This window comes from Synechococcus sp. R6-7, assembly GCF_047461695.1.
Lineage (GTDB): Bacteria > Cyanobacteriota > Cyanobacteriia > Thermostichales > Thermostichaceae > Thermostichus.
Genome location: NZ_JANSHS010000434.1, coordinates 1 through 1,611, shown reverse-complemented (window position 1 = coordinate 1,611; position 1,611 = coordinate 1). Strand labels below are relative to the sequence as shown.

3 protein-coding genes are annotated in these 1,611 nt (G+C 58.7%); 1 reads left to right on the top strand and 2 read right to left on the bottom strand.

Annotated elements, in window-relative coordinates; genetic code table 11:
- Positions 1-136 precede the first annotated feature (136 nt).
- Both NW815_RS12270 and rnc read right to left on the bottom strand, forming a co-directional pair.
- Entirely contained in the window at positions 137-364 is a 228-nt protein-coding gene (locus NW815_RS12270) for a hypothetical protein (RefSeq protein ID WP_414390598.1), read from the bottom strand.
- Entirely contained in the window at positions 361-1,083 is a 723-nt protein-coding gene (gene rnc / locus NW815_RS12265; protein WP_011432396.1) for a ribonuclease III, read from the bottom strand. The genes NW815_RS12270 and rnc overlap by 4 nt, the downstream gene beginning before the upstream one ends.
- Positions 1,084-1,236: 153 nt before the next feature.
- Between rnc and NW815_RS12260 the strand changes: the two genes are divergently transcribed.
- A complete protein-coding gene (locus tag NW815_RS12260) occupies positions 1,237-1,569 on the top strand; it encodes a hypothetical protein (protein ID WP_414390600.1) in 333 nt (110 codons plus the stop codon).
- Positions 1,570-1,611 lie beyond the last annotated feature (42 nt).

The following is a 1,611-nucleotide window of genomic DNA, read 5'->3' as shown; positions in this document are numbered from 1 at the left end:
GCGTATCATTGACTAGAGTCATGCTCTCGCCTGCGGATCCCGTAGCCGGAAGAAGTCCTTATTAGCAAGCTTCTCATCTATTCGCCTCTGTTGCTCTCGGAGAAGGGCTGCTGTGGTTTTGGGTAGGGTGCACATCTCAGCGGTGACGGGCATCGAGGATGAACAGAGCACTACCTACGACGAACAGGAGGCTGGCTCCTATTCCCAGCAGGGTTTGGACAACTTTTAGATTGAGAAGGGTTGGAGCTGCGGGATCCCACGGAGGGGGGTCGCTACCCAAGGTCATCACCTCGCTCGCCGCAAACAGGCTGCTCCCCAGCAAAAACAACCAACTGGCCAACTCGTAGCGGTGTTTGCCTCTCATGTCTTCTCCGACTGCAAGTGTTCGTAGGCTTGAGCAGCGGCGGCCATTTCCGCAGCCTTTTTCGAGCGACCTTCACCGCGGCCCCAGCACCGCCCTTGCCCCCAAACTTCCATGGTGAAATGAGGGGGATGCTCCTGGGCGGCCACCAGGCGGTATTCGGGCAGGCTACCCCAAAGGCGTTGGGTCAGTTCTTGCAAGGCTGCTTTGGGGTTGCGCCGAGTGGGGTCTTGGAACCATTGCTCCACTCGTCGGTGTAAGTAGGGATCCAGCCAGGGATGCAGCCTGGGCAGCGTGTAAATACCCCAACTGAGATAAAAGGCTCCCAGGAGAGCCTCGAAAGCATCCGCCAGCCGCCGACCCCGCCCGGCCAAGTCGTTTTGCGAGCTGGATCCCACCTCGAGGTAGCGATCCAAGCCGTGCAGATCCGCCAGTTCTGCCAGGTAAGCATCGCTGGTCAGGTCGGAGCGAATCGCGGTCAGCTCTCCCACCGACAGATGGGGATAGGACTGAAACAAGAATTCCGTAACCAAAATTCGCAGGACAGAATCCCCCAACAACTCCAGCCGATCGTTGTTCCGTCGGCCATCCAGAGAAGGGTGAATCAGAGCCTGATCCAGCAGATCCCAACGCAGTTGTTCCAGCAAAGCCGGATCCCTGAATCCAAGACGAGCCAGCAAATGCTCCAAGGCACGACGGCGGGGCGGGATCAACTCAACCATACACTCAGGTGCTGACGTTGCCTTAGCGGTCAGAACTGCACAGCTTAGGCCCATTTTGACCTGAGCCATCTCACCCAGGCCGGGATCCCCGCTCAGGCGGTAAGCCAGCTATGCTACAGGAGTAGTATAGGCTTTTCGAGGGAGGATCCCTGCATGCCCATCCGCGCCCATTCCCCCATTCCCACGACTCAGATGGAAGTGACCAGCATTCGGCTGGAACGTGAGCTGAAGCAGCGGCTGAAGGCGCTGGCCGGAAATCGGGGCTACCAGGCCCTCATACGGGAAATTCTTTGGAGCTATGTCCTACGCCACTCCCAAGGGGCTGCTGCCCTCAGTCCTGAGGATATTCGGGCCAGCTTCCCGGCCACGGCCCACCAAGCCCAATGCTGCGCTCTCACCGGACGGGCCATTCAACCGCAAGAGCCCATGCTGCTGGGGTGGACCACCGATGGGAAGTTCGTCGCCCTCAGCTCCTCCTGCTTTTAAGTTTTGGAGTCTCTGATACATTCACGCTGAACTCTCCTGGAC